17 protein-coding genes are annotated in these 19,023 nt (G+C 69.2%); 11 read left to right on the forward strand and 6 right to left on the reverse strand.

The window, feature by feature from the left end:
• Positions 1–151: 151 nt before the first annotated feature.
• A complete protein-coding gene (locus tag U9J39_RS27700) occupies positions 152–931 on the forward strand; it encodes a class I SAM-dependent methyltransferase (RefSeq protein ID WP_326348639.1) in 780 nt (259 codons plus the stop codon).
• Positions 932–946: 15 nt separating this feature from the next.
• On the opposite strand, the gene U9J39_RS27705 is transcribed toward U9J39_RS27700, so the two are convergent.
• On the reverse strand, positions 947–1,864 hold the full coding sequence (locus U9J39_RS27705; protein WP_326348640.1) for a LysR family transcriptional regulator: 918 nt from the start codon (positions 1,862–1,864) through the stop codon (positions 947–949).
• Positions 1,865–1,968: 104 nt separating this feature from the next.
• Between U9J39_RS27705 and U9J39_RS27710 the strand changes: the two genes are divergently transcribed.
• On the forward strand, positions 1,969–2,994 hold the full coding sequence (locus tag U9J39_RS27710) for a bile acid:sodium symporter family protein (protein WP_018008907.1): 1,026 nt from the start codon (positions 1,969–1,971) through the stop codon (positions 2,992–2,994).
• Between the two features lie 78 nt (positions 2,995–3,072).
• Here U9J39_RS27710 and U9J39_RS27715 read toward each other — a convergent pair whose 3' ends face one another.
• Both U9J39_RS27715 and tsaE read right to left on the reverse strand, forming a co-directional pair.
• Complete coding sequence (locus tag U9J39_RS27715) at positions 3,073–4,593, reverse strand: N-acetylmuramoyl-L-alanine amidase (protein WP_116378193.1); 1,521 nt, start codon at positions 4,591–4,593, stop codon at positions 3,073–3,075.
• Positions 4,587–5,099 carry a tRNA (adenosine(37)-N6)-threonylcarbamoyltransferase complex ATPase subunit type 1 TsaE gene (tsaE, locus tag U9J39_RS27720; RefSeq protein WP_115708318.1) on the reverse strand — a complete coding sequence of 171 codons (513 nt, stop codon included), beginning with the start codon at positions 5,097–5,099 and terminating at the stop codon, positions 4,587–4,589. Before tsaE ends, U9J39_RS27715 begins: the two co-directional genes overlap by 7 nt.
• Before the next feature lie 16 nt (positions 5,100–5,115).
• Here tsaE and queG point away from each other — a divergent pair, with 16 nt between their 5' ends.
• A complete protein-coding gene (queG, locus tag U9J39_RS27725) occupies positions 5,116–6,330 on the forward strand; it encodes a tRNA epoxyqueuosine(34) reductase QueG (RefSeq protein WP_115708316.1) in 1,215 nt (404 codons plus the stop codon).
• Between the two features lie 21 nt (positions 6,331–6,351).
• Here queG and U9J39_RS27730 read toward each other — a convergent pair whose 3' ends face one another.
• Complete coding sequence (locus U9J39_RS27730; protein WP_326348642.1) at positions 6,352–7,245, reverse strand: AEC family transporter; 894 nt, start codon at positions 7,243–7,245, stop codon at positions 6,352–6,354.
• Positions 7,246–7,402: 157 nt separating this feature from the next.
• Here U9J39_RS27730 and U9J39_RS27735 point away from each other — a divergent pair, with 157 nt between their 5' ends.
• From U9J39_RS27735 to plsY, 6 genes are all read left to right on the forward strand, one after another.
• The gene (locus U9J39_RS27735; protein ID WP_326348643.1) at positions 7,403–8,098 is read left to right on the forward strand and encodes a chalcone isomerase family protein; all 696 of its coding nucleotides are present in this window, start codon (positions 7,403–7,405) and stop codon (positions 8,096–8,098) included.
• Positions 8,099–8,201: 103 nt separating this feature from the next.
• Complete coding sequence (locus U9J39_RS27740; RefSeq protein ID WP_115662932.1) at positions 8,202–9,170, forward strand: tripartite tricarboxylate transporter substrate binding protein BugE; 969 nt, start codon at positions 8,202–8,204, stop codon at positions 9,168–9,170.
• Between the two features lie 106 nt (positions 9,171–9,276).
• Entirely contained in the window at positions 9,277–9,756 is a 480-nt protein-coding gene (locus tag U9J39_RS27745; RefSeq protein WP_115708310.1) for a methylated-DNA--[protein]-cysteine S-methyltransferase, read from the forward strand.
• Positions 9,753–10,691 (forward strand): site-specific tyrosine recombinase XerD, encoded by a 939-nt coding sequence (xerD, locus tag U9J39_RS27750; RefSeq protein WP_115679478.1) that lies wholly within the window; start codon positions 9,753–9,755, stop codon positions 10,689–10,691. Before U9J39_RS27745 ends, xerD begins: the two co-directional genes overlap by 4 nt.
• 19 nt (positions 10,692–10,710) lie before the next feature.
• Entirely contained in the window at positions 10,711–11,202 is a 492-nt protein-coding gene (locus U9J39_RS27755; RefSeq protein ID WP_116312193.1) for an aminoacyl-tRNA deacylase, read from the forward strand.
• Positions 11,203–11,326: 124 nt separating this feature from the next.
• Entirely contained in the window at positions 11,327–11,935 is a 609-nt protein-coding gene (plsY, locus tag U9J39_RS27760) for a glycerol-3-phosphate 1-O-acyltransferase PlsY (RefSeq protein ID WP_115708308.1), read from the forward strand.
• Positions 11,936–12,037: 102 nt separating this feature from the next.
• On the opposite strand, the gene U9J39_RS27765 is transcribed toward plsY, so the two are convergent.
• A complete protein-coding gene (locus U9J39_RS27765; protein WP_116312192.1) occupies positions 12,038–13,309 on the reverse strand; it encodes an ATP-binding protein in 1,272 nt (423 codons plus the stop codon).
• 33 nt (positions 13,310–13,342) lie between these two features.
• A complete protein-coding gene (locus tag U9J39_RS27770; protein ID WP_111518539.1) occupies positions 13,343–14,086 on the reverse strand; it encodes a response regulator in 744 nt (247 codons plus the stop codon).
• A 336-nt stretch (positions 14,087–14,422) separates the two neighbouring features.
• Here U9J39_RS27770 and U9J39_RS27775 point away from each other — a divergent pair, with 336 nt between their 5' ends.
• Positions 14,423–15,889 (forward strand): MdtA/MuxA family multidrug efflux RND transporter periplasmic adaptor subunit, encoded by a 1,467-nt coding sequence (locus U9J39_RS27775; protein WP_326348645.1) that lies wholly within the window; start codon positions 14,423–14,425, stop codon positions 15,887–15,889.
• Between the two features lie 9 nt (positions 15,890–15,898).
• Positions 15,899–19,021 (forward strand): MdtB/MuxB family multidrug efflux RND transporter permease subunit, encoded by a 3,123-nt coding sequence (locus U9J39_RS27780; RefSeq protein WP_115708305.1) that lies wholly within the window; start codon positions 15,899–15,901, stop codon positions 19,019–19,021.
• Positions 19,022–19,023: the final 2 nt, after the last annotated feature.

The raw sequence follows: 19,023 nt of genomic DNA on the forward strand, positions 1-19,023 counted from the left end.
TGGTGGCACTTATACCAGGATAAAGCGATGACTTGTACCGGGAAAACGACCGGCCTACAGTATGCCGGACCCGCCTCGCGGGCAAGTCCCCTCCCCGACAACAACAGCGCCGCCCGCCCTGGCTCGGCCGCGGCACAAGGAGCCCAGCACCATGCAGCAACAGGAACTCGTCGCCGCCCAGTTCGGCGCCACCGCCAGCGCCTATCTCACCAGCGCGGTCCACGCCAGCGGCGCGGACCTGCAGCAACTGAAGGACGAACTGGCCGCGCTGATTCCCGCGGCCAATCGCGCACGCAGCCGCGTACTCGACCTGGGCTGCGGCGCCGGCCATGCCAGCTTTGCCGCCGCGGCGATGGCGGGCGAGGTGACTGCTTACGACCTGTCGGCCGACATGCTGGCTGTGGTCGAGGCCGCTGCGCGCGAACGCGGGCTGGCCAACGTGCGCACCCGCCAGGGCGCGGCCGAGCAACTGCCGTTCGGCGATGCCAGCTTCTGCGCGGTGGTGTCGCGCATGAGCGCGCACCACTGGCGCGACGTGCCGGCCGCGCTGGCGGAAATTCGCCGCGTGCTCAAGCCCGGCGGCAAGGTGGTGATGATCGACATCGCCGGCGCGCCGGACCCGTTGCGCGATACCTGGCTGCAATCGGTCGAGTTGCTGCGCGATCCCTCGCACGTGCGCGACTACACGCCGGCAGGCTGGCGCGCGATGTTCGAAGCCGCGGGCTTTGCCGCGGAAGCGATTGCCGTATCAGAAACCTGGCGCATCGGCATTGAGTTCGACAGCTGGGTGCAGCGCATGCGCACGCCGGCGGTCGCGGTGGACGCGATCCGGCACCTGTGGCAGGTGGCGCCCGCGGAAGTGCGCGAGCACTATCGCGTGCAGGCAGACGGCAGCTTCGAGCTGGAAGCGGTGATGGTCACCGCGCGCTGACAGGAGCAAGCCTGCTCAGGCCGCAGCGCTGATCGTTGGCGCTTCGGCCCGCACGGTCAGGCGCCGCACCAGTTCCCACACCGCCGCCGCGGCCGGCGACAGCGAGCGGTCCTCGCGCCGCACCATGACGATGCTGCGCTCCTCGCGCGGCACCAGCGGGCGCCACACCAGCGGCGACGCCGCCGGCAGCGGCAGCGAGAACGACGGCAGCACCGAGGCGCCGATGCCGGCCTCGACCATGCCGAACACACTGGCCGAATGGCCCAGCTCCTGCACCACCTGCGGCACCACGCCGTGGCGGCCGAACACGCGGTCGATCAGCGGCCGGCTGCCCGAGGCAAAGTCCAGCAGCACCAGCCGCATCCCATGCAGCGCCAACCACGGCACCGATTCCGCCTGCGCCAGCGGATGGTCGCGCCGGCAAACGAAGCAGAACGGGTCCGTCGCCACCGGCTCCACCAGCAGCCCGTCGCGCACCAGCGGGTCGATCAGCACGCCGAAATCCACCGCACCGGCGCGCACCTGCTCCAGCCCGTCGGCCTGGACGTTATCGCGCACGGTCAGGCGGATCTCGGGATACTGCGCGGCGCACGCGGCCACGTAGAGCGGCATCAGCCGGGCCGAAATCGTCGGCGCGCCGGCTATCACTACACGACCCCGATAGCGTTCACCCAGCTGCCGCGTTTCTTCGAGGGTATCGTCGAGCTGCCCGAGCAGGCGCTCCAGCGCCGGTGCCAGCGCATGGCCGGCTTCGGTCAGCACCACTTCGCGCGTGGTGCGGTCCAGCAGGCGCACGCCGAGCGCGTCTTCCAGCTCGGCAACGCCGCGGCTGACCGCCGGCTGGGTCAGTCCGACGGCGTCCGCGGCCCGGCTGAATCCGCCGCTGCTGGCCACCGCCAGGAACACACGCAGCTGGCGCAATGTGTAATTCATGCAACAAGTGGATAAATAGATTCTATAAATGAATTTGCATTCTAGACCCGGCTGGCGTCCAATACTAGGCAAAACCCTAACATCGCAGGATTTCACCCGCAGTCATGTCCCGTATTGTCCGCAACCTCAAGAAGCTCTATGACCTGATCGACGGCTTTGTGCTCGTCATGCTGTCCGCCATCGCCATCGCGCTGGCCGCGCCCGAACTCGGCACCGGCGACGGCCCGCTGCACCTCGGCGTGGTGACCAGCCTGGGCGTGGCGCTGGTGTTCTTCCTGCACGGCGCGGCGCTGTCGCGCGACAAGCTGGTGGCGGGTGCCAAGCACTGGCGCCTGCATGTGTTCGTGCAGGTCTTCACCTACGTGGTGTTCCCGGTGGTCGGTGCGCTGCTGATGCTGTCGCTGCGCAATACGCTGCCGGCCGACCTGCTGCTGGGCGTGTTCTTCCTGTGCGCGCTGCCGTCGACGGTGTCGTCGTCGGTGGCCATGACCTCGATGGCGCGCGGCAATGTCTCGGGCGCGATCTTCAACGCCACCATCTCGGGCCTGATCGGCATGCTGGTGACGCCGCTGCTGATGGGGCTGGTGATCAGCGCCAGCGGCGCCTCGATGCCGCTGGGCAAGGCGCTGACCGGCGTGGCGCTGCAGCTGCTGCTGCCGTTCGCGCTGGGACAGCTGCTGCGCCCGCTGATCGGCAGCTGGCTCGCCAGGAAGAAGCACATCACCAACAAGATCGACCGCGGCGTGATCGTGCTGATCGTCTATTCGTCGTTCTGCGACGCCACCGCCGAAGGCCTGTGGCACCAGTACCAGTGGCAGACCATCGGCGCGGTGATGGGCATCGCCGCGGTGCTGCTGTTCGTGGTGCTGGGCTTTACCACGCTGACCGCGCGCCGCCTGGGCTTTTCCGTCGAGGACGAGATCACCGCGGTGTTCTGCGGCTCGAAGAAGAGCCTGGCCAACGGCATCCCGATGGCCAAGATCCTGTTTGCCGGCCATCCGGCGCTGGGGCTGCTGGTACTGCCGCTGATGGTCTATCACCAGCTGCAGCTGATCGTCTGCTCGGTGATCGCATCGCGCTATGCCAACCGCGATGCGTTGCTGGAGGACCAGGCCACCGCGCGCGCCTGAAGCACGCGGCCATGAAAAAAACCGGACATGCCCTGGGGCATGTCCGGTTTTTTCTGTGCCTGCCGCCGGCGCGACGGCTCAGACCGACGGATTCTTCGACAGCGGCGGATTGCGCGCGAAGTACGAACGGATGCCTTTCAGGATGGCATTGGCCAGCTGCTCCTGGTGCGCGTTGTCGTTGAGCTTGCGCTCCTCTTCCGGATTGCTGATAAACGCGGTCTCGATCAGGATCGACGGGATGTCCGGCGCCTTCAGCACGGCAAACCCCGCCTGTTCGACGTGGGCCTTGTGCAGCTTGTTGATGCCGCCGATCTCGCCCAGCACGGCCTTGCCCACCAGCAGGCTGTCGTTGATCTGCGCGGTGGTCGACAGGTCCAGCAGCACGCGTGCCACCTGCGCATCCTTGTTGCCCATGTTGGCGCCGCCGATCAGGTCCGAGGCGTTTTCCTTGTTGGCCAGCCAGCGCGCCGCGGTGCTGGACGCGCCGCGCTCGGACAGCGCAAACACCGACGCGCCGCGCGCCTCGGGCGACAGGAAGGCGTCGGCGTGGATCGACACGAACAGGTCCGCCTGCACCCGGCGCGCCTTCTGCACGCGCACGTTCAGCGGCACGAAGAAATCGGCGTCGCGCGTCATCATCGCGCGCATATTGGGCTGGGCGTCGATCTTGGCGCGCAGCCGGTGCGCGATCTGCAGCACCACGTCTTTCTCGCGCGAGCCGGCCGCGCCGATCGCGCCCGGGTCTTCGCCGCCATGGCCGGGGTCGATCGCCACGGTCAGCAGGCGGCGCATCTTGAACGGACGCTCGGCAGTGGGATTGTCGCGCGCGACCGGCGGCACCACGGGCGCGTTCGGGGCCGGCACCGGCGGCACCGGCGCCGTGGACGGCGTCGAGGGTCGTGGCCTTGCGGCGGCCACCGGCGGCGGCAGCGGCGCGGTGGTGGGCGGCACCTCGCCCTTCTCGTCGAAGCGGCGCACCAGCGCGCCGATGGCGTCTTCTTCGGCGCCGGCCGGGGCGCCGGCGATGCCTTCCGCGCCCGGCGCCGGGTCGGAGGTGGCAAAGCGGCGCTGCTTTTCCTCGGTGTCGCGCACCAGCTTCCACAGCGGGTCGGGCGGGTTGACCGGGTACAGGTCGAACACCAGCCGGTTGCGGTAGCTGCCGATGGGCGCCAGCGTGAACACCTGCGGCGCCACGTTTTCCTTCAGGTCGAACACCATGCGGACCACGCGCGGGCGGTTCTGCCCCACGCGCACGGTCTGGATATACGGGTCGTTCGGGGTGATCTTGGCCACCAGCTCTCGCAGCGTGGGCGACAGGTCGAGGCCGTCGATGTCCACCACCAGCCGGTCGGGCTCGCGGATCATCTGGTGCACCGCGGCCAGCGGCGTATCGGATTCGATGGTGACGCGGGTGTAGTCCTCCGCCGGCCACACGCGCACCGCGACGATGCCGGCGCCGAACGCGATCTGCGGACCGGCCAGCGTCAGCACGGCGGTGCCGGCGCCCAGCTTCAGCGCCTGCGCCATCCATTTGCGGCGCGCCTGCAGCAGGCCGTCGGGTCCATCGGGGCGGTCGGTGGCAAGTCGCTTGATCAGCATGCGTTCAGCAAGGTAAGTCCAGTGGGAGTATAGGCGCGCATGGTCGCGATCCGCCGCTCGCCGGCGTCATCGGCGCCGGCCATGTCCGATTGGAGCAACACGTGCAGGTCGGGTTCCCCCAGCAGGCGCCCGGCCTTTTCCGGCCACTCGACCAGGTTGAAGGCCGGTTCGGCGAAGCAGTCGCGAAAACCCGCGTCGAGCCACTCTTCGGGATCGGCAAAGCGGTACAGGTCGAAGTGGTAGACCGTCAGCGGCGAGCCGTCGGCGCGGGCCACTTCATAAGGCTCGCACAGCGTATAGGTCGGGCTGCGGACCTTGCCCGCGTGGCCCAGGGCGCGCAGCACGGTACGCGACAGCGTGGTCTTGCCGGCGCCCAGGTCACCGGAAAGCTGCACATGCACCGTGCGCGGCGGCATGGCCTGCACGGCGGCGGCCAGCGCGGCGCCCAGGCGCGCGGTGGCGGCTTCGTCAGGCAGCGTCAGGGTGCGTTCTTCGAGCAAGGGCATTGCGTACAATTCAGGAATGATCGACCGAGTCGCCCCCGGGCAGGCGGATGCGCCGCCCACACCAGTACCAGACACCAGCGGCCATGCGGCCGCGGGCCCGGGGGAGCTTGCGGCGCTGGCCGCGTCGATCCGCGCATGGGGCGCGGCGCTGGGCTTTGCCTCGGTGCGCATCGCCGATGTCGACCTCGCGCACGCCGAGCCCGGACTGCTGGCCTGGCTGGCGCAGGGCTACCACGGCGACATGGATTATATGGCCAACCACGGCCTGCGGCGCGCCCGTCCGGCCGAACTGGTGCCCGGCACGGTGCGCGCGATCGTGGCGCGCATGCCCTATGTCCCGGTCGCCGGTGCGCACGCCAACGCCGCCGACTGGCGCCGCCACGAACTGGCGCGGCTGGACGACCCGGCCACCGCGGTGGTGTCGCTGTACGCGCGCGGGCGCGACTACCACAAGGTGCTGCGCAGCCGGCTGCAGCAGCTGGCCAGCCGGATCGAGGCCGAGATCGGCAAGTTCGGCTATCGCGTCTTTACCGATTCGGCCCCGGTGATGGAAGTGGCGCTGGCCAGCCAGGGCGGACTCGGCTGGCGCGGCAAGCATACGCTGCTGCTGGACCGCGACGGCGGCTCGATGTTCTTCCTCGGCGAGATCCTGGTCGACATCCCGCTGCCCGCCGATCCGCCCGAGTCCGGCCATTGCGGCAGCTGCCACCGCTGCCTGGACATCTGCCCCACGCGCGCCATCGTCGCGCCCTACCGGCTCGATGCGCGCCGCTGCATTTCCTACCTCACCATCGAGCACAAGGGCGCGATCCCGGTGGAATTCCGCGCACCGATGGGCAACCGCGTCTACGGCTGCGACGACTGCCAGCTGGCGTGCCCGTGGAACAAGTTCGCGCACGTGGCCACGGTGCCGGACTTCGACGTGCGCAACGGCCTCGATGCGCCGGACATGGTGGCGCTGTTCCAATGGACCGAAGCGGAATTCAACCAGCGCCTCGAGGGCAGCCCGATCCGCCGCATCGGCCATGAGCGCTGGCTGCGCAACCTGGCGGTGGGACTGGGCAACAGCCTGCGCACGGCACTGTCGGGCTCGCGCGCCGAGGACGCGGCCCTGGCCGCGCGCATTCGCGGCGCACTGCTGGCGCGGCGCGAGACCGCCACCCCCATGGTGCAGGAACATATCGACTGGGCCCTGGCGCAAGGCGGCCCGCCAGCGCAACGGGCAGGCTGACCTCCCATCTCCCCGGCCAGGTCAGCTCACCAGCGCCAGCCACAGCGGCGTGGTGACGATCGCCGCCACCGTCATCAGCGAGATCGTCGCCGCCACCATCGGCCCGTTGCCGCCCATGCGCACGGCCAGGATGTAGGCGCTGGAGGCGGTCGGCAGCGAGGCGTACAGCACCACGATCTGGTATTGCAGCGCGGTCAGCGGCAGGTGCCGCCCCACCAGCCAGGCCACGCACGGCATCGCCAGCAGCTTGACCCCGGTCCACCACGCCACCGGCCCGGCGGTGCCGGTGGCGCCGCTGATCTGCAACCCCGCGCCCACCGTCATCAGGCCCAGCGCGGTCGACGCCGAGCCCAGCCGGTTCAGCGTCATGCCCAGCACCTCGGGCGCGTGCAGCCCCATCAGGTTGGTCGCCAGCCCGCCGGCGGTGGCCAGGATCAGCGGGTTGCGCGCCAGTTCCTTCCACAGCGCGGACTGGCCATGCCGGGCCAGCGCCCACACCGCGGCCACGTTGCACAGCGGCACGGTGCAGCCCACGATCACCGCCATCAGCGCCAGCCCTTCGGAGCCGCCCAGCCGCGCGGCCAGCGCCAGCCCGATATAGGAATTGAAGCGGAACGCGGTCTGCAGCCCCGAGGCAAAGCTGACCGGATCCGGCCGCAGCACCCATTTGACGGCATAGCCGCCGGCCAGGCCGGTGGCCAGCACCAGCAGCGCCAGCCCCAGCATGGCCGAGGTCGACGAGAAGTCCAGCACCGCGGTATTGGTCGACTGCAGCAGCAGCGCCGGGAACAGGACGAAGTAGACCAGCCGCTCCACCCCGCTCCAGAAGGCGCGGTCGAAGGGGGAATAGCGCACCAGCAGCCAGCCGATCAGGATCAGGCTGAAGTCCGGGACCAGCAGGAGGGCGGAAGACATCTAGGGTTGTTGTGGTGGTGGCAGTGGCATGGCGCGGCACTGCCCGGGAAGCCGTCGCACCGAAACCGCGGTGGGGAGAGATAACGGCAAAAACGCCGGAATGTGCAGCCTAGGGCAGATACGGATAGGTATTTTTCCAGATTTCGGGCAGCATGACATGCCAAGTTGTACGCCTGCCGCCATGTTGTCCCGCATCCGTTCCGCGCGCCTGCGCGTGGACACCCTCCTCCGCTCCCGACTCAGCCCTGCTTTCCGGCCGGGCCACCGCCTGCGCCTGGCCGTCGTGCTGGCAGCGCTCGGCGCCGCGGCCGTGGTGCATGCCGTACCGGGGCCGGCGCGCGCGGTCGAGATCGCCGGCGTGCGTTTCGACGATGCGGCGCGCGTGGGCGGCAAGGAACTGCAGCTCAATGGCGCGGCGCTGCGCACCGGCTTCCTGACCAAGGGCTACGTGGCCGCGCTGTACCTGGAGGAAAAGGCCCGCAACGCGGCCGTGGTACTGGGCACGTCCGGCGCCAAGCGGCTACAGTTACGCATCCTGCGCGAGACCGAGCCGCCGGCGGTGGTGCGCGCGATCCGCCAGGGCATGCGCGACAACCACAGCGAGGCGCAGATGCAGGCGCTGGCGGCGCGGCTGGTACAGTTCGAGCGCGCCCTGGGCGAGATCGGCACCGCGCACAAGGGCGACGTCATCAACGTGGATTTTTCCCCGCAAACGGGGACGGTCGTCGCCATCAACGGCACGCCGCGCGGCCGGCCGATTCCCGGCGAAGACTTTTACCAGGCCCTGCTGCGGGTGTTCCTGGGCGAACACCCGGTCGACGCCGGGGTCAAGCGCGGCCTGCTGGGCGGCTGACCCAGATTACGCTGCCGGCGCACCGCCCGACCTGTGGCACTGCGACGGTTTTTTTGCTTCCGGGCGGCATCCTGCCCGGATTTCTGACGGGAGACATGATCTCATGCAAGCTGGCAAACTCGCACTGACCCTGGCCCTGGCGGCCGCCGCCACCGCGGCGCAAGCCCAGAGCTACCCCACCAAGCCGATCCGCCTGATCATTCCGTTCGCACCCGGCGGCACCACCGACATCGTCGGCCGCGGCGCGGCGGACCAGATGAGCCGCATCCTGGGCCAGCCGGTGGTGGTGGAAAACCGCGCCGGCGGGGGCGGTTCGATCGGCGCCGACGCCATCGCCAAGGCCGCGCCGGACGGCTATACCATCGGCATCTCGACGGTCTCGACCATGGCCGTGAACCCGGCCTGCAACCCCAAGCTGTCGTACGACCCGATCAAGGACTTCAAGCCCATCACCAACCTGGCCAACGTGGCCAACGTGATCGCGGTGAACCCCAACTTCCCGGCCAAGGACTACAAGGAGTTCCTGGCCGTGCTGAAGGCCAACCCTGGCAAGTATTCGTACGCGTCGTCGGGCACCTGCGGCTTCGGCCACATGCTGGGCGAGCAGTTCAAGGTCTCGACCAAGACCTTCATGGTCCATATCCCGTACCGCGGCGCGGGCCCGGCACTGAACGACGTGCTGGCCGGCCAGGTGCCGATCATGGTCGACAACCTGCCGTCGTCGATGCCCTACATCAAGGCCAACAAGCTGCGTCCGATCGTGGTGGCCTGGAACAAGCGCCTGGAGTCGCTGCCCAATGTGCCGACCTTCGGCGAAATGGGCCTGAAAGAGCCGAACGATCCGGCCTGGTACGGCCTGGTGGCGCCGGCCGGCACGCCTGACGAGGTCATCAAGAAGCTCAACGAAGCCGCCGTCAAGGCCCTGCAGGACAAGGACTTCCAGCAGCGCCTGCGCACCGCCGGCGCCGAGCCGTCGGGCAACACGCCGGCGCAGCACGCGGCCGAGATCAAGAAGGAATTCGACAAGATGAAGAACCTCGTGAAGGTGCAGAACATCAAGCTGGAGCAATGATCCGGGCGGTGTGACGCCACCCGCAAAGGGCCGCCGCGAGGCGGCCCTTTTTTCTTGCCCGCGCCAAAAAGCACTAAAATCCAGCATTCGCCCCAGCCTGACCGCCATGCCCGCACCCTACGACGCCATCCTTACCGCCCCGTTCGGCAAGATCGGCGTGCGCACGGACGGCGCGCGCATCCGGGCCATCGTGTACCTTCCCGGGCACGTCGAGGGCCTTGCCCCGGCCGATGCGCTGACGCAGCGGCTCGCGGCGCAGCTCGCGGCCTATTACGACGATCCCGACAGCGCCTTCGACGTGCCGCTGGCCGCCGCCGGCAGCGCCTTCCAGCAGCGCGTGTGGCAGGCCATCTGCGCGGTGCCGCGCGGCGCCACCACCACCTACGGCACCATCGCCGAAGCCATCGGCGCGATGCCGCGCGCGGTCGGCCAGGCCTGCGGGCAGAACCCGTTCCCGATCCTCGTCCCCTGCCATCGCGTGGTTTCGGCACGCGGCATCGGCGGCTTCTCGCACCATGCCGAAGACGGCTTCCACCTCGACGTCAAACGCTGGCTGCTGCGCCATGAGGGCGCCATGCTGATATGAGCGGCGCCCCGGCGGCAGCCGAGCCCAGCGCCGTCGCCAGCGCTGCCGACGAGGCGCTGGTCGGCCGCTTCTGCGATGCGCTGTGGCTGGAGGACGGGCTCTCGCGCAACACCATCGACGCCTACCGGCGCGACCTGACACTGCTGGCGCGCTGGCTGCAGCAGGAGCAGCGCGGCGAGCTGCTCGGCGCCGACGACGGCGCGCTGTCGGCATACTTCAGCGCGCGCCATACGCAGACCCGCGCGTCGTCGGCCAACCGGCGCCTGGCGGTGTTCCGCCGCTTCTACCAGTGGGCGCTGCGCGAGCACCTGGTGCAGGCCGATCCCTGCCTGCTGCTGCGCCCCGCCAAGCAGCCGCCGCGCTACCCCAAGACCCTGACCGAGGCCCAGGTCGACGCGCTGCTGGAGGCGCCTGACACCGACACCCCGCTGGGCCTGCGCGACCGCACCATGCTCGAGCTGATGTACGCGAGCGGGCTGCGCGTGTCGGAGCTGACCCAGATGAAGACTGTCGAGATCGGCCTGAACGAGGGCGTGGCGCGCGTGGTCGGCGGCAAGGGCGACAAGGAGCGGCTGGTGCCGTTCGGCCAGCAGGCCGGCGACTGGCTGCGCCGATACCTGGCCAGCGCGCGACCGGCGCTGCTGGCCGGGCGCGCGTGCGACGCGCTGTTCGTCACGCAGCGCGGCGAAGGCATGACGCGGCAGGCGTTCTGGCACCTGATCAAGCGCCATGCGCGCGATGCCGGCGTGCACGCGCCGCTGTCGCCGCACACGCTGCGCCATGCCTTTGCCACGCACCTGCTCAACCACGGCGCCGACCTGCGCGTGGTGCAGTTGCTGCTGGGGCACGCCGACATCTCCACCACCCAGATCTATACCCACGTCGCCCGCGAACGCCTGCGCGAGCTGCACCAGCAGCACCATCCGCGCGGCTGAGCGGCACACAGCGATCGCCATGAGCAAGACCAAGCACGTCTCCGAAACCCCTGCCACCCAGTTCCTGCGCAAGCACGGCGTGGCCTTCGGCGAACACCCCTATGACTATGTCGAGCACGGCGGCACCGGCGAATCGGCGCGCCAGCTGGGCGTACCCGAGCATGACGTGGTCAAGACCCTGATCATGGAAGACGAGCGCGCGCAGCCGCTGGTGGTGCTGATGCACGGCGACTGCTCGGTCTCGACCAAGAACCTGGCGCGCCAGACCGGGCGCAAGAGCGTGCAGCCTTGCAAGCCCGAGGTGGCGCAGCGGCACAGCGGCTACCTGGTGGGCGGCACCTCGCCGTTCGGCACGAAGAAGCGCATGCCGGTGTATGTGGAAGCGACCGTGCTGGAACTGGCGCGCATCTATATCAACGGCGGGCGCCGCGGCTACCTGGTCAGCCTGGACCCGAGGCTGCTGCCCGCGCTGCTCGAGGCCCAGCCGGTGCAGTGCGCGCTGCCGGACTGAACTTGCCGGCCGCGTGGCGCCGGTCCAGACCGAAGCAAGCCTCCACGCCAATCCGGGTAGTCACGGTCGTGGCCAGGCCCCTGCCGCGCTACAATCGCGCCAGCCTGAAAACATCCCACTCCACATGGCCAATCTGCTTTTTGCCCTTGCCGCTTACCTGATCGGCTCCGTTTCCTTCGCTGTGGTCGTCAGCAAGCTGATGGGGCTGCCGGATCCGCACTCCTATGGCTCGGGCAACCCCGGCGCCACCAACGTGCTGCGCACCGGCAACAAGAAGGCGGCCATCCTGACGCTGATCGGCGATGCCCTGAAGGGCTGGCTGGCGGTCTGGCTGGCGGCGCGCTTCGGCCCGGCGTACGGCCTCAACGACACCGGCCTGGCCATGGTTGCGCTGTCGGTGTTCCTGGGCCACCTGTTCCCCGTATTCCACCGCTTCGCCGGCGGCAAGGGCGTTGCCACCGCGGCCGGCATCCTGCTGGCGATCAACCCCGTCCTGGGCCTGGGCACGCTCGCCACCTGGCTGATCATCGCCTTCTTCTTCCGCTATTCGTCTCTGGCCGCGCTGGTGGCCGCGATCTTCGCGCCGTTCTTCCATGTGCTGATGAACGGCGTCGACGTGATGGCCGGCGCGATCTTCGTCATCAGCGTGCTGCTGATTGCGCGGCACCGGCAGAACATTGCCAAGCTGCTGGCGGGGAAGGAAAGCCGGATCGGGGAGAAGAAGAAGGTTTGAAGCAGGCAGGCCGCTGGCAAACGCAACGGCTGACCAAGTCAGCACGCCGGCGGCGTACTCCCTCTCCCGCTTGCGGGAGAGGGGAGCAAACAAGCTGCTTAGTCACACGCCAGCCGCCCCAAACAGCATCTCCACCCGCAGCCCGCCCCCGTCGGCATTCACCAGGTTCAGCTTCCCCCCCGCCTGCCGCACCAGCCGGTCGACGATCGCCAGCCCCAGCCCGGAATGCGCATTGCCGCCGCGCGCCGGGTCCAGCCGCACGAACGGCAGCGTGGCGCGTTCCTTGTCGTCGTCGGGAATGCCGACGCCCCGGTCTTCCACCACCAGCATGAAGCCGTCCGGCGTGCGCGAGGTCGCGATGCTGACCGGCGGCTTGCCATAGGCGTAGGCGTTGTCGACCAGGTTGCCGACGATGCGGTCCAAGTGCGTGGCGATCATGCGGAAGCCCTCGCCCGCGCCCAGCGACAGTTCCACCTGGCGCTCCTGCTCGGCCAGCGAGGCGGCCAGCTCGTTGACGCGCCGGTCCACCGGCACCGGCCGCGCGGTCGACTCGCTGGTCTGCGCGAAGCTCAGGAACTGCTCGACGATGGCCGCCATCGAATCGACATCGCGCGTGACCCCCGCGGCGGCCTTGGGATCGGCCAGCATCTCGGCGCGCAGGCGCAGGCGCGCCAGCGGCGTCTTCAGGTCGTGGGCGATGCCGGCCAGCATGGTGTTGCGCTCCTGGTCGATGCGCGCGAGGTCGGCCACCATGCGGTTGAAGCGCTCGATCAGCTGGCGCAGCTCGTGCGGGCCGCGCTCGCGCAGCGGCGGCACGGCGTGCTGGCGCGACAGCAGCGCGGCCGCGTTGGCCATGTCGCGCACCGGCCGCTGGATCTGCCATGCGATCAGCACGGCGAACACGATCGCCACGCCGACCACCAGCATCACCCCCGGCACCAGCCGGTTGTCCGGCGGCGGGTTGTGGACCCACAGGATCGGCATCGCGATCCAGTCGGCGCGGCTCGGCAGCTTGATCCAGATGCGCGGCGTGGTCTCGTCCTCCAGGCGGATCTCGGTGCCTTGCGGGAGCCGGCTGATGAACTGCTCCACCAGGCGGCGCGAGCGCCCGCCCTTGGGCGCGGTGGCGTGCTCGTCGGCATCGGCGGTGTTGGCGGTTTCCACCAGGCTGGGCAGCCTGGCCGGCGGCCGTGCATCGAGCGCGCGCTCGATGCTGTCGAGCTGGAACAGCATCTGCTCCACCGAATAGTCGACCTGCTGCTGGCGCCGGTCCATGCGCAGGATGGCCAGCCACGAGAAATGGCTGATCACCAGCACCGCGGCGATCAGCAGCGCAATGCGGCCGAACAGGGTATCGATACGTCGCAACTTCATCGGCAAGCAGATCCTGGTGGCGCCGGCGCCGGGTTATTCGGGGAGGCCCGCGGGAATCTCTTCCGCTTCGTCGGGCACGAAGGTGTAGCCGCGGCCGCGCACGGTCTGGATGTAGCGCGGGCGCTGCGCGTCCTCATCCAGCAGCCGGCGCAGGCGCCAGATCTGCACGTCGATGCCGCGGTCGCTGATGCCGCTGGCGCTGCCGTACATCAGCTCGACGATGCGCTCGCGCGACAGCACTTCGAGCGGATGCATCAGCAGCAGCTTGAGCAGCGCGAACTCGGTATCGCTGATCGACAGCGCCTGGCCGGCACGCGTCAGCGTGCGCTGGCGGAAGTTGACGCGGAACGGGCCGAACGCGACCGACTCGCGGTCCTCGGGCGCCGCCGCCGGGCGCGCCAGCTTGCGGCGCAGCACCGCGTTGATGCGCGCCAGCAGCTCGCGCGGCGAGAACGGCTTGCCGAGATAGTCGTCGGCACCGATCTCGAGGCCGACGATGCGGTCGATCTCGTCGCTGCGGGCGGTCAGCAGGATCACCGGGATATCGTCGTTGCGGGCGCGCAGGTTGCGCAGCGCGGTCAGGCCGTCGACCTTGGGCATCATCAGGTCCAGCACGATCAGCGCCGGCCGCTCGCGCTCCAGGCGCGCCTGCAGGCCGTCGCCGTCATGCATCACCGAGACGGCGAAGCCCTGCTGGGTCAGGTACTCGCGCAGCAGGTCGCGCAGTTCGGGATCATCGTCGACGACGAGGATCTGGGTAGGCTGGTTCGTTCGCATAGGCACATGATAGTCAGCCCCGGCGCCACATATGCCGGCGGGGCCGGACGGTTTTGTTTCCGCAGGTTACACCCGGGGTCCTGGTAATCCTCTGTAATAAATCGGCCGGACGCCGAAATACGGGCGTCCGTGCCCGCACATTATCCTTGCCGCATGACTTGCCGCCGGTGCCGGCCCATGCGCGCCGCGCGGCACTCGCCGGCACGCCGGCGCTTGCGGGCCCGCTGCCCCCCGAGGCCGGCCGGCACCCATGGCGATGCGGCATACTGCGGCATCGTCACTTGCCAGCAGAACACATGACGGTGCGCCGCGCGCGCCGTTCCCAGGATTGCGGACATGTCCAACCCCGAACCAGGCCAAACCCACCCCTCCCCCTCCCCGTCGTCCCGCCCGCCCGACCCGTCCGGCAAACCGCCGCGCCGGAACCGGCGCCCGCTGTATGCCGGGCTGCTGGTGCTGTTGCTGGCCGGGGCCGGCTGGTACTGGCATGCGCACCGCGGCGACACCCCCCAGGGCAGCGCGGCGGGCCCCGGCGGTGCCAGCGCACCCGCGGCGGGAGGCCGGGGAGGTCCAGGAGGTCCGGCCGGCATGCCGCGCTCGCCGGTGGTGGTCGCCACCGTGGCCCAGCGCGACATGGACGTGGTCCTGAACGGGCTGGGCAACGTGACCCCGGTCTCGAACGTGACCGTGCGCGCGCAGGTGTCCGGCCCGCTGCTCAAGGTACTGTTCAAGGAAGGCCAGATGGTCAAGGCCGGCGACGTGCTGGCCGAGATCGACCCGCGCCCGTTCCAGGCCGCGCTCGACCAGGCCGTGGGGCAGCTGGCGCGCGACCAGGCGCTGCTGCAGAACGCGCGGCTGGACCAGCAGCGCTACCGCACGTTGCTGGGCCAGGATTCGATCTCCAAGCAGCAGGTCGATACCCAGGACGCGCTGGTGCGCCAGTACGAGGGCGTGGTCAAGACCGACCAGGGCAACGTTGCCAACGCGCGCCTGCAACTGGGCTATACCAGGATCGTGGCGCCGGTGTCGGGCCGCATCGGCCTGCGCCAGGTCGATCCCGGCAATATCGTCAATACCAGCGACACCAACGGCATCGCGCTGATCACGCAGATCCAGCCGATCGCGGTGATGTACACCATCCCCGAGGACAACCTGCCGTCGGTGCTGAAGAAGCTCAACGCCGGCGAGAAGCTGCCGGTGCAGGCCTGGGACCGCCAGGTGCGCAATCAGCTGGGCGAAGGCGAGCTGCTGACCACCGACAACCAGATCGACACCACCACCGGCACGGTCAAGCTCAAGGCGGTGTTTCCCAATGCCGACGGCATGCTGTTCCCCAACCAGTTCGTCAACGTGCGCACGCGCGTCGATACGCTCAGGGACGCCACCGTGATCCCGGTGGCGGCGATCCAGCGCGGCCAGCAGGGCACCTTCGTCTATACCGTGGACGAAGCCAGCCAGGTCAAGGTGCAGGTGATCGAGCTGGGCCCCGGCGACGGCAGCCGTAGCGCGGTGCTCAAGGGGCTCGAGCCTGGCCAGCGCGTGGTGGTCGATGGCGCCGACCGGCTCAAGGAAGGCATGACGGTCGAAACCGTCGACCCGGCCGCGCGCGCCGCCGCGGTGGTGCCGGCCAGCCAGCCGCGCGCGCGCGGACGGCGCCATCGCGATGGTGCGGGCGGTGCTGGCGGTGCCAGCGGCGCGCAGGCCGATGCCGGCGCGGCAGGTGCTTCGGCACCGCAAGGCGAACGCCGCCGCCACCGCGAAGCCGGCGCCAGCGCACCAACCGCACGCGCGCCGCAGCCGTAAGGACGCCGCATGAACCCGTCCCGCCTCTTCATCGAGCGCCCGGTCGCCACGGCGCTGCTGATGCTGGCCATCCTGCTGTCCGGGCTGGTGGCCTACCGGCTGCTGCCGCTGTCGGCGCTGCCCGAGGTCGACTATCCCACCATCCAGGTCACCACGCTCTACCCCGGCGCCAGTCCGGACGTGATGACCTCGTCGGTCACCGCGCCGCTGGAGCGCCAGTTCGGCCAGATGCCGGGCCTCAAGCAGATGTCGTCGTCCTCGTCAGGGGGGGCGTCGGTGATCACGCTGCAGTTCGAGCTGACGCTGCCGCTGGACGTGGCCGAGCAGGAGGTGCAGGCCGCCATCAATGCCGGCAGCAACCTGCTGCCGTCCGACCTGCCGATGCCGCCGGTCTACAGCAAGGTCAACCCGGCCGACGCGCCGATCATGACCATCGCCATGACCTCCGACACCATGCCGCTGCCAAAGCTGCAGGACATGGTCGATACGCGCGTGGCACAGAAGATCTCGCAGATCCAGGGCGTGGGCCTGGTCACCATCAGCGGCGGCCAGCGTCCCGCGGTGCGGATCCAGGCCAACCCGGCCGCGCTGGCGTCGCTGGGCATGTCGATCGACGACCTGCGCACCGCGATTGGCGCGTCCAACGTCAACGGCGCCAAGGGCAGCTTCGACGGCCCGCAACGCGCCTCGACCATCGACGCCAACGACCAGCTGCGCTCGGCCGACGAATACCGCCAGATCATCCTGGGCTACAAGAACGGCGCGCCGATCCGCATCACCGACGTGGCCGAGATCGTCGACGGCCCCGAGAACAGCCGCCTGGCCGCGTGGGCCAACGACAAGCCCGCGATCGTGCTGAATATCCAGCGCCAGCCCGGCGCCAACGTGATCGAGGTGGTCGACCGCATCAAGGCGCTGCTGCCGCAGCTGCAGAACGCGCTGCCGGCGTCGGTGCACGTGCAGCTGCTGACCGACCGCACCACCACCATCCGCGCCTCGGTCGAGGACGTGCAGTTCGAGCTGCTGCTGGCGATCGCGCTGGTGGTGCTGGTGATCTTCCTGTTCCTGCGCAATATCCCCGCCACCATCATCCCCGGCGTGGCGGTGCCGCTGTCGCTGGTGGGCACGTTCGGGGTCATGTACCTGGCCGGGTTCTCGATCAACAACCTGACGCTGATGGCGCTGACCATTGCCACCGGCTTCGTGGTTGACGATGCGATCGTGATGATCGAGAACATCATGCGCTACATCGAGAAAGGCGATTCGCCGATGCAGGCGGCGCTGAAGGGCTCCAGGCAGATTGGCTTCACCATCATCTCGCTGACCTTCTCGCTGGTGGCCGTGCTGATCCCGCTGCTGTTCATGGGCGACGTGGTCGGCCGGCTGTTCCGCGAGTTCGCGATCACGCTGGCGGTGTCGATCCTGATCTCGGCGGTGGTGTCGCTGACGCTCACGCCGATGATGTGCGCGCGGCTGCTGCATCATGTGCCGGAAGAGAAGCTGTCGCGCTTCCACCGCGCCACCGGCCGCTTCTTCGACAACGTGATCGAGCGCTACGGGCGCGGCCTGGAATGGGTGCTCGATCGCCAGAAGGCAACGCTGGTGGTGGCGGTGGCCACGCTGGCGCTGACGGTGCTGCTGTACCTGCTGGTGCCCAAGGGCTTCTTCCCGGTGCAGGACACCGGCGTGATCCAGGGCATCACCGAAGCCGCGCAGACCACCTCGTTCGGCGCGATGGCGCGCAAGCAGGAAGCCGTGGCCAAGGTGGTGATGCAGGATCCGGCGGTGGCCAGCCTATCGTCGTTCATCGGCGTGGACGGCACCAACGCCACCCTCAATGCCGGGCGCATGCTGATCAACCTGAAGCCCAAGGACGAGCGCGATCCGATCGACGTGGTGACGCAGCGGCTGCAGCAGGCGGTGCACGACCTCGGCGGCGTGTCGCTGTTCACGCAGCCGGTGCAGGACCTGACCATCGAGGACAAGGTCTCGCGCACGCAGTACCAGTTCACGGTCGAAGATCCCGATCCCCAGACGCTGGCGACGTGGGTGCCGAAGCTGGTGGAGCGCCTGCGCCAGGAGCCGGAGCTGCGCGATGTCACCAGCGACCAGCAGAACAACGGCCTGCGCGCCTATGTCGATATCGACCGCGACGCCGCGGCGCGCTTCGGCATCACCACCGCGGTGATCGACAGCGCGCTGTACAGCGCCTTCGGCCAGCGGCTGGTGTCGACCATCTTCACGCAGTCGAGCCAGTACCGCGTGGTGCTCGAGACCATGCCGGAATTCCGTACCAGCCCGCAATCGCTGGCCGAGCTGCGCCTGCCCTCCTCGTCCGGCGGACAGGTGCCGCTGGGCGCGTTCGCGCGCATCACCGAGCGCACCGGGCCGCTGGTGATCAACCACCAGGGCCAGTTCCCGGCGGCGACGATCTCGTTCAACCTGGCGCCGGGCGCATCGCTGGGCGCGGCGGTCGACAAGATCACCCGGGTCGAGCAGGAGCTGGGGCTGCCGATCTCGATGCAGACCAGCTTCCAGGGCGCGGCGCTGGCGTTCCGCGCGTCGCTGTCGAACACGCTGTGGCTGATCCTGGCCGCGGTGGTGACCATGTATATCGTGCTGGGGGTGCTGTATGAAAGCACCATCCACCCGGTCACGATCCTGTCGACGCTGCCGTCGGCCGGCGTGGGCGCGCTGCTGGCGCTGCTGGTGGCGGGGATGGACCTGGGCATCATCGCCATCATCGGCATCATCCTGCTGATCGGTATCGTCAAGAAGAACGCGATCATGATGATCGACTTCGCGCTCGAGGCCGAGCGCGAAGGCGGCATGAATCCGCGCGACGCGATCTTCCAGGCCTGCCTGCTGCGCTTCCGCCCGATCCTGATGACCACCATGGCGGCGCTGCTGGCGGCGCTGCCGCTGATGCTGGGCTCCGGCATCGGCAGCGAGCTGCGCCGGCCGCTGGGCGTGACCATGGTCGGCGGCCTGCTGCTCAGCCAGGTGCTGACGCTGTTCACCACGCCGGTGATCTACCTGGCCTTCGACCGCGTGGCGACGCGCGTGAAGGGCTGGCGCAAGCGCCGCTTCGGCGATCCGGAGGAAGGCGGCACGGGCGAGGAGCCGGTCTGAGC

It is taken from the genome of Cupriavidus sp. SS-3 (assembly GCF_035818815.1).
In the GTDB taxonomy this organism is placed as follows: Bacteria; Pseudomonadota; Gammaproteobacteria; order Burkholderiales; family Burkholderiaceae; genus Cupriavidus; species Cupriavidus taiwanensis_C.